Here is a 13,145-nt window from a genome sequence, read left to right on the forward strand (position 1 = left end):
TCGCATGCGTGCATCGTTGTTGCGTCTGGCGGGTAGCATGGCAATGGCGGCGGCCTTGCCCGCCGCCATTGCTTCGCCGACAGCTGATGAGTATCTGCCGTGTCATCGCCAGGCCGCACGTGCCCTGGAAATGTGCCTGGATGCCGCCCCGGGCGGGTTTCATGACGATTGCTGGAAGCGTGGGCGCGCCTACCAGCAGGCCTGTTACCGCACGGTCAAGGCCGCGCATGTCCCGGACCGCAAGCGCATCGATGCCATGCGCCGGGCCGAGGACGATGCGCGCAAACGGGCCGCAGAGGCGCGCAGCCGTGCGCAGGAGGCTCAGCAATGAATACACGGGCGTGGTACGCGGTGCTGTTCCTGTGGGCAGTCACGCTGGAGGCTGGGGCATCTTCTTACCATGATGCATGCGTGGCCGAGGCGCGCGATGCCTTGCGCGACTGTCGTGAAACGACGGGAGACCGGTACGCCTGTACGCAGGATTACCACGCGGAGCGTCGCCACTGTACCCGCATCGAGCGGCGCGCCGCACACGACGAGGCGCCGTTGCCCATGTATGGCGGGCCTTATGGCCGCTTTGTGCCGACGCCGATTCCACAGCGCACGCCTTACATCCTGCCGGGGATGAAGTAGGGTCGCTCAACGCGCTGATCAACCTGCCAGCTAGCGCGCCAAAGAAAGTCCCAAAAACTACGCCCCGACGAACACGCGTAACAACATGTCAGTCCGCGCGGCCGGTCTCGCGCCGTGATCAGCGCGGGACGATAGCGATGGTCGCGTCGTGTCGGCTACGCGTGAAGTCGAATAGCGCAGGCTGCTGCAGGATCTGGTTGCGCTGCACCGGCGTACCCAGCCGCTTGGCGCCGCGCGCCGTGCTGCCGGTCTCGTCGAGACGGCCGGCCGCGACCTCGCTCGCCAGGTCCGGCACGCGGCGCGTCGCGTAGGCCAGCCACTCGGACAAGGTGATCTTGCCGTCCGTCGGCAGGTGGTCGGCACGGGTCTGTTCGAGGCCGTCGTTGACGAGCGCGTACGACAGCAGCCCCTGCTGCGTGAGGCGGCTTTCCTGGGCATTTTCCTCCGCCTGGCTGGCGGCGAGGATGCGCATGTTCTTTTCGTATGCCAGCTGGCCGAGGCCACGCGCACCCATCGGGCCGGGCTTGAAGGCATGCCCGACACTGGCCGCCGACTGGCACGCGTCGATGATCATGGCGAGCTCCGCGCCATCCACGTCGCGCAGCCAGCCCGCCAGCTCATCGCTGGAAATGGCGCGTGCCAGCAACTCTGGAGTGGTGGGCCGGCCCTTGCCCACGCCGGTATCGGCGGGGATCAGGTAGAACCGCCCATCGGTGTTGATGCCGTGTCCGGCAAAACTGATCAGCACCAGGTCGTCGGGCGTCGCGCGCTCTAGCAGGTGGCCGTTGGCGATGTGCCGGACATCCGCATCGCGCCCGGCGAGCCTGTCGAGCACTGCCTTAATGTTGGCGCGGGTCGCGGCGTTGCCTGCGGGTGTTTGCGTGTCCGAGACCAGCACGATGCTGTGCACGGCCGCATACCGGTTCTGTGCGCGCAACCGTGTCGCGAGCGCCGCTTCGATGCGGCGCGCATCGTTGGCTGCATACTCGAGATCCCATGCGCTGTTGTCGTGCCGGTTGACGCCGATGGTGACGATCCACGCGCGGGGCTTGACCTGTGCCACGGGCCGCGCTGGCGTGTAGGTGGCTTGCGCGGTTGCGCTCTTGATGCCGTCATCATTGAAGGCGTACGCGGTGAACCGCAATGGTCCGCCGCCGGCCGGCAAGCGCACGCGGAAGGTCTGGCGCACGGCGCCGCCCGCGCCGGCCACGATGCCGTCGCGGTAACCGACGAGCTGGCCCTGGCGGAAGAGCCGCAGGTCGCGTGCTGCCGTACGCACTGTCCCACGTGCGTCGGTACCGGGCCGTTCAATGCCTTGCGCTTCGACGACGACATCGACCCAGGCTGGTGCGCCAGCCACCGGCAGGAAGGTGACGATGCGCACTTCGGGCTGCACGCGGTTGAGGTCGGCCACGGCCCGCACGGGCGGCAACTGTTCGCCATTGAGCAGGCGTGCTAGCAGGCGTGGTTCGTAGTAGTCGCGCATGAAGGCTTCGAGCGGCACCGGCGTGAATGGGTCGTCCGGCATTACCCAGTGCAGGCCGCTGATGTCCTCGAGATCCGAGGCGTCGAAGCGTCCGGTCGCATCCGTCGTTACCCAGGCGCCGTCGGCAAACGTGTATAGGCTGGCAAGGTAGGTGCCGTCCTGCGCGCGCCAGAACACGGTCTGCTTGTCTGCCCCGGCCGAGACGATGAACTTGCCATCCTCGGAGAAGGCGACGCCCTGCACGGAACTGAGGTGCCGTGACAGCCTGCGTTGCAGGGTACCAGCGGCCAGGTCCCACAGCTCCACGAAACCGTCGCGCGTACCGGCAGCAATGGTCTTGCCATTCGGTGAAATGGCGACGGCATCCACCCATGTGCCGGAGGCCGGCGGCAGATGGTTGCGCATGACGCGTACCGGTTGCAAGGTCGCGGTATCCCACAGGCGCAGCGTCTGATCGCTGCTGCCCGACAGCAGCGTGCGGTTGTCAGGTGCAAATGCCAGGCTGGCGACCGGCATCTCATGTCCGGTCAGTGTGCCAAGCGGCTTGCCGGATGGCAGCTCCCACAGCGCGATGTCCTGGTGGCGCATCGGGTCCGTGGGTTGTTCCGTGGATGCCAGTCGTCCATCCACGACCCGGAACACCGGCTGGTAGCCGCCGATGGTCGCAGCGCGCCGGCCGTCGGCGGAGATGGCGATGGTGTGCGGGCAGCGGACCGGCAGCGTGACGATGCGCTCCCACGTTTCCGCCTGCCAGATGTCGATGGACGTGGCGGCCATGCCCCACGATGCACCCAGCTTGCCGTCGGCGAAGATGCTGAACTGCGTGTCTTCCTCGCGTTGCAGCAGGTTCTCGTGATCGAGCCGGCCGATCATGCTGCCTGTGTCGAGCCGCCACACTTCGAGTTTGTCGCTGGCGGTATGGGCCTCGAGACGGTTGGCGAACATCTGCACCATCCGCACCTCTTCGGCTTCGCCGCCCATATGCGTCAGCCGGCCATCCTGGCGGACGGTGATGCGTTTGTCTTCACCCCATGCCAGGGTGCGGCCATCAGGCGAAATCGCCAGCACGTTGGAGACCTCCGCCAGTTCGCGTACGGAGAAATCGCTCGCCGGATAGTCGGGGGCGCGGATCCGTGCCGTGCTCTGTCCCGTCGCACGGTCCCAGATGCGTACCGTCTTGTCCGCGCTGATGGACATCAACTGTGTTCCATCCCGGTTCGCCACCACGCTGTGCACGCCGCCCTCATGGCCCTGCAGCACGGCCACTTCCCGGCCATCGCGCATGTCGCGCAGGCGCACCATGCGGTCCAGTCCGCCCAGCGCGAGCAACGTGGTGCCGGGGACGTAGGCGACCGAGAGCAGTCCGGCTTGCGGGATCGTATCGCTTCGCAGCGCTTGCCCGTCGGCGGGGTTCCAGAGGCGCAGCGTGTTGTCGAGGCTGACCGAGGCCAGGGCCGCGCCATCCCCAGAGAACGCCAGGCCGGTGACATGCTGGTTGTGTCCCTTGACCCGGTGACGTGGCTCGCCGCTCGCTGTGTCCCACAGGAACACGCTGCCGCCGCGCGTACCTGCCGCAAGCGTGCGGCCATCCGGCGCGAACGCCAGCGCTGTGACCCAACTGCCGTGCTGGAGGGTATGCAGGAGCGCACCAGTACGCGCATCCCACAGGCGGACCGTCTCATCCCAGCTACCCGTGGCGATGGTATGGCCATTAGGTGAAAAGGCAACCGCCAGGACCTGCGATGCATGTCCGCCGAAACTGCGCAGCTCGCGGCCTGTGGCGACATCCCACAGCCGCGCCGTCTTGTCCTGGCTGCCGGACAGCAGCACCTTGCCGTCTGGCGAAAACGCCACCGCTCCCACGTGTTCGCCATGTCCGGCCTGCACCCGCAGTTGCGGTGCGTTGGCTGGTACGTTGGCCGGCGCGGCCGTCTCGCTGGCGTGCGTCATGGTGGCCAACCCCAGGATGCAACCTAACCAGGTGAAAGAGGCAATGCGTTGCCAGCGAGTCATGCAGCGTCCTTGCGTGTGGAATCAGCGATAGCCATGCCGGTGTGGCCGGTGTCCCGGATATGGGCGATACCCGGGATGGGGCCGCATCGGGGGATACGCCATGACCGGTGGCGCATAGTAGACGGGCGCTGCGTAGTACGGCATCGGCGCTGCATAGCTGACGTAGGGGTTGTAGACCACCGGCGTGACCGTGCTGCCGGCCGCCGCGCCAACGGCGGCGCCCAGCGTGGCGCCGACCAGTGCGCCATCCTGTCCGGCCATGGCCGCGCCCAGTGCCGCGCCGACCACCGAGCCTACAGCCATCGTCACGGCCATGTCGGATGCTTGCGCTGGGGGTGCGGCGTAGCCAGCGAGTCCGGCCAGTGCACAGGCCGATACTGCGCGCCGCAGGCGCCGGCGCACATGTCCGCGCGCCGTAGCCGGGATAGCTGGATGCCGGGCAAAAGAAATCGTGGTCGTCATGGTGGTCTCCCTGGCTGCGTGCCGTCTGTCGCGTTGCATGTCATGCCGGATACGGAGGTCCGTATCGGTAAGCATGGAACGGCGCAAGCAGCGCGGGAGGGTCACGGTCGGAAGCTCAGCAGCCTGCATCGATGCTGGTTGCCGGCCCGGCATGATGCCTGCCGGTGCGCATGGATCGGCGCAGCGTTACGGTTGCAGCGCATCGAGCCGCCGCGCCAGCGGTTCGGGAACCGGGAACTGCGGATACGCGGCACGGAACTGCAGCCACGCGCGCCGCGCCTCGGCCGGACGTTCGTCAGCGAGCAGGCGCTCGATCGCCGCCAGCCACGCTTGCGGCGAGGCGTTGTCCGGCACGCCGGGCGCAGCGGAGGCTTCTTCCGGCGCCGGCATGCCGCGCATGATGACCGCGCCTGAAGACAGATCGGGCGGCGGTGCCTGTTGCGCGAGCATGGTGCGTTCGCGCGCGCGACGGTCTTGCGGCGCGGTGCGATCTGCCGGTGTCGACGTTGGTGCCCGCTTCCCGGGAGCCGCCGATGCATTGGCATCGGGGGCGGGTGGCGCAGCCGGCGGTGCAGTCGATACGGCAGCGTCTGGCGGAAGGGTCTGTGGCGGCATGGGCAACGGCGCGGCCGCATCGGGCGCCGTGCTGGCGAGCACCGGCGCTTCGTCGTGTTGGGCAGTACGCCATTGCAGGCCGATCAGTACGGCGACTGTGAGGCTTGCCGCGACCGCCAGCGGCACGCGCAGGCGGTGGAACCAGCCAGCGCGTGGCGTGCTGCGTGCGTCAGGCGGCAGCACATCGTTGGCGGCCGGCGTACCGAGGGCGCGTTCCGCGTCCGCCATGATGCGCCGGGTCAGGTCTTCCGACGGCTCAGGTTGCGGCACGTCGCGCAGCGCGCGCGACAGCGCATCGTCGCCGCGCACGAAAGCGTCGAGCGCGTGATCGTCGGGGCCGTTGGGGTGGCCATTGCGGTCGCCATCAATCGGCGGCGTCATGCCATCTCTCCTGGCGTTACGGCAGGTTCGAGTCGCTGGCGCAGCTTTTTCATGGCGTAGCGTAGCCGGCTGCGTACGGTTTCGACCGGTGCTTCGACCAGGGTGGCGATATCCTCGAGACTCATGCCATTGAATTGTTGCAGGACCAGCGCCTCGCGCTGCTCACCGGGCAAGGCGCGAATGGCGGCCTGCAGGCTGGCGATCTGCTGTTCCTGTTCCAGTTGTGTATCCGGGCCATTCTGCTGTGCGTGAGCGTCGACCAATGCGTCGAAGGCGCTGCTGTCGTCGTTGCCGCTGTCGGGGCCGCCCATGTCGCTTGCCAGTGTGACGCGCTGCTGCTGGCGCAACTGGTCGATGAGGCGGTTGCGCGCGATCTGGAACAGATAGGTGCGAAAACCCGCCTGCGGCTGATAGCGGGCGCGCGCCTGGTGCAGGTTGGCCCAGCTGTCCTGCACGATGTCATCGACCCAGTCCTGCCGCGGCGAGCGCCATGCGATAAACAGGTATAGCCCGCGGTGATGGCGCCGATACAGTTCCTCGAAGGCACGCAGGTCGCCGTCGCGGTAGCGGAGCATCAACGATTCGTCGGAGGGCGGTGGGGGCATGACGGGCGAGCGTGAAGTCTGACGCATCATAGCGTAAATGCCCGTGAGCTGGCATCCCGCAAATTGCGCAAGTCGCGCAAGACTCAGCTGGCGCGCCACCGCGCACCCGGGCCGCTTGCCGGCGCATGCATTGCGGGGCCAAGCAGAGCCATCAGCAGTACCGGCCATTCCAGCCAGGCGTGTGCCCCGGCAGCAACGGCATACAGTGCGCGGGCGCCCTGGTAGTCGACAACGAAGTAGATCGTCAGCAATCCTGCCGCCGCCAGCGCCATGCCGCGCAGTGGCGCCGGCAGAATGGGGCCGCTGGTGCGCTGCCGCTCGGCCTGCGGCAGGAGCACGATGACGCAGTAGTAATGCAGGCACTGCGCGAGCACGACGGCCGACAACAGGGCCGGCCGGAACGCGCCGCTCCATGCTGCGGGCAACTGGCCATCGAGCAGGCTGCCATGGCTGTCGAGCAGCAGCGCCGTACCGCCTTGCCAGCCGCTCACCGCGATTAGCAGCGGCAGCACGAACAGGGCCGAGATGGTCCAGGCAAGCCGTCGTGCCTGCCGATGGTCGCGCGCCAGATCCCAGGCGAGGGCCAGTGGCGTGAGGTTGTGCAGCAGGGCGAGGATCAGCAGGGCGCCGAGGATTTCGCCTTGCTCCAGCAGCCAGAACATCATGCCGGCCAGCGCGGCGCCCGCCAGGCGTGCACGCCAGCGTGTGCCGCGCGGTGCGAGCAAGACGATCGCGCCAAGCAATAGCAGCGCCAGCAGGTCGGTGATGGCGCTCAGCGCCGCCGGGTAGACGCCATACCAGACGGCTGTCCGCAAGACTGCCTGGGCCAGCAGCACCAACCACAGCGCGCGCCACCATGTGGCAGGCCAGCGCGCGCCATAGCGGCTGCGCAGGAAGGCCATCTCCCAGATGACATGGGGCAATCCGAACAGCGCCAGCGAGAAGAGATAGAGCGGCACGGGCAGGTACAGTGCGCCAAGCGTCAAGGCGGCCAGGAAGAGCGCATGCGGCATGACGCGGGGAAGGGCGTCGCGGGGGCTCAAATGAGTTTCCATGCCAGCATTCCAAGCGTTGCCGACGAGGCGTTTGCCGCCAGCGACCACGTCGCCGCGCGCCGCCATCCCGGGCGCAGCCAGAGGAGATACCAGAGCGCTTCGATCACCACCACGATGGCCTCGATCAGCCACAGGCCGGTGCGGTACATGTCAGGCGTCAACGCCAATGCGGACCGCCAGGCCAGCGGATGCGTGACGCACGATGCTGTGGCCGCGACCAGTGCGACGCGCGTGCGTGACAGGTGCGGCAGCCGTGCCGTCAGCCACAGTATCAACGGCACCTCGCACGCCAGCGTGAGGGCCAGGGCTTGCGCGGCGGTCATGTCAGGTTATTGCGTGAGTTTCTGCCACCACGTTGCTGGCGTGAAGGTGCGGGTCACTGTGCGCTGTGGCTCGCAGCGGATCACGTCGCGCGTCATCGTGCGGCGGCCCTGGTAATAGAAGCCCTGTCTCTCGGTAATTTGCTGGCAAGTCCCCTCGGCCTGGCTGAGCTGTCCCTGGTAGCGCAGTTCGACGGTGCATGCGTTGCCTACCTCCTTGCCCTGGCAGAACCGGTCGGCGGGCGTTGGATCGAGCGGCTTGCAATTCCAGCGCGTTGCCGTTGGCGCGCCGCCGGCGGCTGCTTGTTCCTGCGCCTGCTGGCGACACAGTCCTTCATCGTGCACGAAGCCGTCGTCCGGCAGCTTGCGGTCGATGTATACGCTGCCCGGCCGCTGGCAGCTCATCTCCAGCACATAGGTGGAGCGATTGATTTCATTGACGCACGTGCCTTCGCCCCCACCCTCGAACAGATTGCCCGGCAGCGTACAGGCATCGCCTTTTTTCTTGCCATTGCAGAAATTGTCGACGCGATCGTAGGCGTTAGGATTGTTGCGCAGTCGGGTGGCTGCATCGGCTGCCTGGGGCGGCAGCACGTCGGCGAAGGCAGGTACGGACACAGCGGCACAACAGGCCGCCAGCAGCAGGGCAAGGAGTTTCATCGGTGGATTTCCGGTGAGGAGCGTAGATGGGCGGATCAGCAGGCGGGCGTCGGGCGCGCTTCGATGCGGAAACGGAAAGACGTACCTGTCAGGGTGCCGCCGCGGCGAATCGTCACGGTCTCCGAGCGTGGGCTGCTGGTGCCGGCAAAGAACAGGCGAACCTGCGGTTCGCCGTCGGTCTTCTGGACCTGCAGTACGCGGATCAGCTTGAAGCGGCCGGGCTCCTCGGGGGAAACTGTCCAGCCGTCTCCCACCAGGCCGGGCGCTATGACTTCGATATTGTCGCGGGCGTCGACATGCGCGGTCTCAGGAGTGGCTGCAGTCTCCGTACCCAGCGTCAGGGTCACCGGCGAACGCGTCACCTGCTCGGTGGGCGACGGATACACCAGCGTGACCTTCATATTCTGGGTCCAGCCGCTGGGGCTGGACATGCGGATCTCGCTCTCGCCGAAGCTCGAGGCATAGATATGGACCCAGCGGAATTTCTTCGGATCGTAGGGCAGGTCTACCCAGCGCGGCGCCAGGTCGCGCGAGGCGCGCATCTGTTCGTGGCTCGCTTCGCCGAAGATAGTGAGCGGCGCCATCATGCCCTGCTTGATCGCCTTGACTTCAACCTGCGCGTCCGCGGGCACCAGGAGTGACGTGATCGAGCCGATCTGCGCCGTGGTTTCGGCGGGCCAGTGGCGGGTACTGTCGCCAACGATCGGGTAGTAGCGGACATTCGGCCGCAGTTTGGGCTCCACCATGCTGCAGGCATGGGAAGGCGATATCTGCAGGACGGCCGAGAGGACGGTGGTGAGCAACAGCAGTGCAGCTGATTTCATGAGGAGAATTCCAGAAAGGGACGCGCGGTACAGGCGGTTGATGGCATGCAATGAACGCGCAAGGCGGGCGGACAGGGTTAGCCTGCGATCCCTTCCTCATGCCCGTTCGCTACTGTAGGCGAACGAACGGGGTGCCGGGAAGAGGGCGGAATACTTGAATGGGCCCCCTTTTTGGGGGAGATCTATTTGCGAGGACCGGGGGGCTTCGTCAGCGCGGCGTGCGCAGCACAACCAGCAAGGTGACACGCGCTGCACCGTGGCGCATCAGCAAGCGGGCGGCCGCATGCAATGTTGCGCCACTCGTCATCACATCGTCCACCAGTCCGACATGCCGGCCGCGTATCGCTTCCGGCGCGGGCAGCGTGAAGGCATTCCGCAGATTGGCGCGCCGGGCGCGCACCGAAAGGCCGGGCTGGGGCGTGGTATCGCGGCGGCGCTGCAATGCGACCGGGCTGGCGGCACAGCCGAGCGTCCTGGCCAAGTGGCGCGTGATCTCCCAGGCCTGATTGAAACCGCGCGCCTGCAGGCGGCGGCGCGACAAGGGAACGGGCAACAGCAAGCTTGGTCGTTCAGCCGGCACGAGTTCACGCTGCACGGCGTTGGCGAGCTGTTGCGCCAGCCAGCGGGCGACCGGCAATTCGGCGCGGTACTTTAGCGCGGTCACAAGCGCGGCCTGCGGCAAAGCATAGTCGCCGAGCGTGATGGTGCGCGCGTAGGGCGGCGCATCGCGCAGGCAGGCACCGCAGCGCAGTGTAGCGGTCGCGAGCGGCAGGCCGCACTGCAGGCAGCGGTGGACCGGTTGCAGGATGCTGTCCTGGCAGAGCGTGCAGACAGTTTCCGTGCCGAGCATGCCGCACAGCCGGCAGCTGTCCGGAAACGCCCGTCCGGCAACTGCCCGCAGCCAGCCGCGCGCTGCCGCGCCCAGCCGGGCGAGCGGCGCTGCCCTGGGGGCTGTGGTGTCCGGCATATCGAGGGCGTCGGGTGTGACTGGCGGGACCATGCGGCGGTGACGGTGTTGGCGTATGCCATTGCGCCGGCGGACGCGCAAGGACGTGGCGGCCAGTATACTGACCGCCCACAAGACGTAGTCTCACCTTTTCACATGTTCCGGATGTTGCCGTCATGAGTGTCTCACCTGTCGCCCCGTCGCTGCGCGCCTTGCGCCACGGCTTCGACCGGCGTGCCGCCGATCTTGCCGAGGTCGATTACCTGCTGCGCGAGATCGGCCAGCGCATGCAGGAGCGCATGCGCTATATCCGCCTCAGTCCGGCCCGTGCACTGGATCTCGGGTGCGGGCGCGGGCATGGGCTGGCGGCGCTGCGTGCCCAGTACCCGGATGCCCAGATCGCGGGGCTCGATCTCTCGGCACGCATGTTGCGCGAGGCGGCGCGGCTCGATCCGCAGCGGGGCGGTGGCTGGGTCGCCCGGCTGCTGGGCCGGCGGCCGGTGTTCGACCTGCTGCAGGCCGACTATGAGCGCCTGCCGTTTGCCGCTGGCACTTTCGACATGTTGTGGTCGAATCTGGCCCTGCACTGGCATGCCGAGCCGCACCGCATATTTCCCGAATGGCATCGGGTCACGGCCGATGGCGGCCTGCTGATGTTCTCGCTGTTCGGTCCGGATACGCTGCGCGAACTGCGCCAGGCGCTGGCCGGGGTCGATGGACGGCCGCACACGCTGCGGTTTGTCGACATGCATGACATCGGCGACATGCTGGTGCATGGCGGCTGGTCCACGCCCGTGATGGACATGGAAACCCTGACCGTCACCTATGAGCGCCCCGATACCTTGTTGCGCGACGTGCACCTGATGGGCGGGTTTGCCGCCGGGGATGGCGCCCTGCATGGCCGCCAATGGCTGGGGCAGGTTCATGCGGCGCTGGAGGCACAACGCAACCAGGATGGCGTGATTCCATTGACCTTCGAAATCGTGTACGGGCATGCCTGGAAACTGGCGCCGGCAGCACGGCAGGTTGCCGATGCGGATGGCCGCGTGTCGATTCCGATCCACAGTATCCGGCGCGCCGGGCCGCGCTGAGGCCTGTGTCAAGTCCCCCTGGTAGGCTGCAAGCCCCGTCGTGGCGCGGGTTAAGCTTGTTCCTGCTGGCGTTCGGTTCTATAATGCGCCAGTTTGTCGCAGGTGTGTCCAGGTTGGGGCACGCAGCCCGCGGGCTGTGAATCGGCTGATGCGCAGCTTGTGCGCCGGTTTGGCCAAGTCCCTTGATCCATGTGAGGGGGCGCGTGCAGGATCCAGGCGTCGCGCGTCGTGCGCGAGGCGGCATAGAGTTTGAGAAGATGACGTCCTCGCAAAAGGACTGGCTGATGAAGCGGAACTGTTCGCTTTCCCCTCGCCAGGTCGGACGCTTTTATCTCTCGATCTTACTGGTATCTGTCGCCATCGCGCTTGTATTTGCGTGGAAAGGGACGTGGATCATCCTCGCCTTCGCCGTGCTGGAAATGCTGGTGCTGGGGGCGGCGTTGCTGGTGTATGCCAGGCATGCTGCCGACTATGAGCGGGTGACGCTGGCACAGGGCGCGCTGGTCGTGGAATCGGTCAGCGCCAATCGCGTCATCCGGCATGAATTCAATGCGCGCTGGGTGCGCGTGGAGCTCGAGGAGTCTCCGCGTGCGGAACTGGTGTTGCATTCGGGGCGGTTGACCGTGCCGGTGGGCCGGTACCTGGACCCGGGCAGGCGGCGCAGGTTTGCGCAGGAACTTTCGTGGTGGCTGCAGCGCAGTGCGTGACTGCTGGCAGGCGCCGCAGGCAGATTTGAATCTGTAATTTGGGTAGATGAAAATGAAAATGTTGAACAAAGCACTGGCAGGCTTGCTGGCGGGCGCGTCCCTGTTGGCCGGCAATGCTGCTCTGGCGGTCCAGGACATGCCGGGCGGACCGGCTGTGCGTCAGCTCAATCTGACCGAGCCTGTCACCCGGATTGCGGCCGAGATCCACTGGCTGCACTGGATGATGCTGATCCTCTGCACGGTGATCTTCGTCGGCGTGTTCGGCGTGATGTTCTACTCCATTTTCAAGCACCGCAAATCCAAGGGCGCCAAGTCCGCCAGCTTCCACGAAAGCACCACCGTGGAAATCATCTGGACGGTCGTGCCGTTCATCCTGGTCATCGGCATGGCGCTGCCCGCCACCAAGACGGTCGTCGCCATGAAGGACACGACCAACTCCGATATCACCATCAAGGCCACCGGTTACCAGTGGAAATGGGGTTATGACTATCTGAAGGGCGAAGGCGAGGGCGTGTCCTTCATCTCCACGCTGTCGACGCCGCGCGACCAGATCAACAACCAGGCGCCCAAGGGTAACGAGTACCTGATGGAAGTCGACAACGAAGTCGTCGTGCCGGTCAACAAGAAAATCCGCGTGGTGCTGACCGCCAACGACGTGATCCATGCCTGGATGATCCCGGCCTTCGGCGTGAAGCAGGACGCGATTCCCGGTTTTGTGCGTGACACGTGGTTCCGCGCCGAGAAGGTGGGTGTCTACCGTGGTCAATGCGCTGAGCTGTGCGGCAAGGAACACGCCTTCATGCCGATCGTGGTGCGTGTCGTGAGCCAGGAAGACTACAGCAAGTGGGTGGAAGGCAAGCAGAAGGAAATGGCCGCCAAGGCGGACGATCCGACCAAGACCTACACCATGGCCGAGCTGATGCAGCGTGGCGAAAAAGTGTATGCCGCCAACTGCGCGGTCTGCCACCAGCCGAACGGCAAGGGCGCGGGTACCTTCCCGGCGCTCGATGGCTCGAAGATCGTCAACGGCCCGCTCAAGGACCAGATGGACATCATGCTGCACGGCAAGAACGCGATGCCGGCCTGGAAGCAGCTTTCCGACGTCGAGCTGGCCTCGGTCATGACCTACACCCGCAACCACTGGGGTAACAAGACCGGCGAAGTTGTGCAGCCTGCCCAGTTCACTTCCGGCCGTGCCGGTACGTACCCTGCAGGCGGTGGCGCCGCAGGCGAGCAGAAGGCGGCCGACGCACCTGCCCAGAATCCCTCTGCTGACAAGCAGGCCGGCGTAGCGGGCAACCGCGCAGCAGGCTGAGCCAGCTGCAACGTGACGAATCGAAATCAAGG

The 13,145-nt window shown here is 66.4% G+C and carries 14 protein-coding genes; 5 read left to right on the forward strand and 9 right to left on the reverse strand.

From position 1 onward, the window contains the following. Positions 1–4 precede the first annotated feature (4 nt). Both ACQ3C8_RS01505 and ACQ3C8_RS01510 read left to right on the forward strand, forming a co-directional pair. Complete coding sequence (locus ACQ3C8_RS01505) at positions 5–331, forward strand: hypothetical protein (protein ID WP_009521046.1); 327 nt, start codon at positions 5–7, stop codon at positions 329–331. Further along, positions 328–633 (forward strand): hypothetical protein, encoded by a 306-nt coding sequence (locus ACQ3C8_RS01510; RefSeq protein WP_009521047.1) that lies wholly within the window; start codon positions 328–330, stop codon positions 631–633. Before ACQ3C8_RS01505 ends, ACQ3C8_RS01510 begins: the two co-directional genes overlap by 4 nt. A gap of 118 nt (positions 634–751) precedes the next feature. Here the strand turns inward: ACQ3C8_RS01510 and ACQ3C8_RS01515 are convergent, their stop codons facing one another. The 9 genes from ACQ3C8_RS01515 to ACQ3C8_RS01555 form a co-directional block, all read right to left on the reverse strand. After that, positions 752–4,132 carry a caspase family protein gene (locus ACQ3C8_RS01515; RefSeq protein WP_428852209.1) on the reverse strand — a complete coding sequence of 1,127 codons (3,381 nt, stop codon included), beginning with the start codon at positions 4,130–4,132 and terminating at the stop codon, positions 752–754. A gap of 21 nt (positions 4,133–4,153) precedes the next feature. Next, on the reverse strand, positions 4,154–4,594 hold the full coding sequence (locus ACQ3C8_RS01520; protein ID WP_428852210.1) for a glycine zipper 2TM domain-containing protein: 441 nt from the start codon (positions 4,592–4,594) through the stop codon (positions 4,154–4,156). Positions 4,595–4,780: 186 nt separating this feature from the next. Then, a complete protein-coding gene (locus ACQ3C8_RS01525; protein ID WP_428852211.1) occupies positions 4,781–5,590 on the reverse strand; it encodes a hypothetical protein in 810 nt (269 codons plus the stop codon). Next, the gene (locus ACQ3C8_RS01530; RefSeq protein ID WP_428852212.1) at positions 5,587–6,165 is read right to left on the reverse strand and encodes a sigma-70 family RNA polymerase sigma factor; all 579 of its coding nucleotides are present in this window, start codon (positions 6,163–6,165) and stop codon (positions 5,587–5,589) included. Before ACQ3C8_RS01530 ends, ACQ3C8_RS01525 begins: the two co-directional genes overlap by 4 nt. A 113-nt stretch (positions 6,166–6,278) precedes the next feature. Beyond that, the gene (locus tag ACQ3C8_RS01535) at positions 6,279–7,250 is read right to left on the reverse strand and encodes a hypothetical protein (protein ID WP_428852213.1); all 972 of its coding nucleotides are present in this window, start codon (positions 7,248–7,250) and stop codon (positions 6,279–6,281) included. After that, a complete protein-coding gene (locus tag ACQ3C8_RS01540) occupies positions 7,235–7,573 on the reverse strand; it encodes a hypothetical protein (RefSeq protein ID WP_428852214.1) in 339 nt (112 codons plus the stop codon). Before ACQ3C8_RS01540 ends, ACQ3C8_RS01535 begins: the two co-directional genes overlap by 16 nt. Before the next feature lie 6 nt (positions 7,574–7,579). Beyond that, positions 7,580–8,230, reverse strand: coding sequence for a hypothetical protein (locus ACQ3C8_RS01545; RefSeq protein WP_428852215.1), 651 nt, complete (start codon positions 8,228–8,230; stop codon positions 7,580–7,582). A 35-nt stretch (positions 8,231–8,265) separates the two neighbouring features. Then, a complete protein-coding gene (locus tag ACQ3C8_RS01550) occupies positions 8,266–9,054 on the reverse strand; it encodes a hypothetical protein (protein ID WP_428852216.1) in 789 nt (262 codons plus the stop codon). A gap of 208 nt (positions 9,055–9,262) precedes the next feature. Continuing rightward, the gene (locus ACQ3C8_RS01555; protein WP_428852217.1) at positions 9,263–10,054 is read right to left on the reverse strand and encodes a ComF family protein; all 792 of its coding nucleotides are present in this window, start codon (positions 10,052–10,054) and stop codon (positions 9,263–9,265) included. A 122-nt stretch (positions 10,055–10,176) separates the two neighbouring features. On the opposite strand from ACQ3C8_RS01555, the gene ACQ3C8_RS01560 reads away from it, so the two are divergent. The 3 genes from ACQ3C8_RS01560 to coxB all read left to right on the forward strand — a co-directional run bounded on the left by ACQ3C8_RS01560 (position 10,177) and on the right by coxB (position 13,113). Further along, entirely contained in the window at positions 10,177–11,091 is a 915-nt protein-coding gene (locus ACQ3C8_RS01560; RefSeq protein ID WP_428852218.1) for a methyltransferase domain-containing protein, read from the forward strand. A 203-nt stretch (positions 11,092–11,294) separates the two neighbouring features. Next, positions 11,295–11,798 (forward strand): DUF2244 domain-containing protein, encoded by a 504-nt coding sequence (locus ACQ3C8_RS01565; protein ID WP_037029050.1) that lies wholly within the window; start codon positions 11,295–11,297, stop codon positions 11,796–11,798. Between the two features lie 52 nt (positions 11,799–11,850). Next, entirely contained in the window at positions 11,851–13,113 is a 1,263-nt protein-coding gene (coxB, locus tag ACQ3C8_RS01570) for a cytochrome c oxidase subunit II (protein ID WP_037029143.1), read from the forward strand. The last annotated feature ends 32 nt before the right edge of the window (positions 13,114–13,145 follow it).

Origin of the sequence: Imbroritus primus, assembly GCF_964332355.1 — a bacterium.
In the GTDB taxonomy this organism is placed as follows: domain Bacteria; phylum Pseudomonadota; class Gammaproteobacteria; order Burkholderiales; family Burkholderiaceae; genus Imbroritus; species Imbroritus primus.